This is a genomic window from Halorubrum sp. SS7 (assembly GCF_005435055.1).
In the GTDB taxonomy this organism is placed as follows: domain Archaea; phylum Halobacteriota; class Halobacteria; order Halobacteriales; family Haloferacaceae; genus Halorubrum; species Halorubrum salinarum.
The window spans coordinates 1-217 of the sequence record NZ_SGXV01000745.1; the positions used below are offsets into that span (position 1 = coordinate 1).

1 pseudogene is annotated in these 217 nt (G+C 70.5%); it reads right to left on the reverse strand.

The annotated features are described in order from the left end of the window. Positions 1 to 65: 65 nt before the first annotated feature. Positions 66 to 217, reverse strand: a pseudogene (locus EXE44_RS21855) (short chain dehydrogenase); the annotation flags it as partial.

Below are 217 nucleotides of genomic sequence, written 5' to 3' on the forward strand. Positions count from 1 at the left end.
CGGCCGCCGAGGACCCGGAGGCCGCGACCGCGGCGATTCGGGACGCGGTGACGGAGTGAGGGGCCTCAGTCCTCGCGTTCGAACTCCGGGTCGAACAGCCGCGCCGACATCGGTTCCGGATCGCCCTCGGTGAGGTTGTACTCGGAGAAGTCAGTCACGCCCGCCTCGCGGAGCAGGGCCTCGTCGTAGAAGCTCTCGCCCGTACACTCCGCCGGGT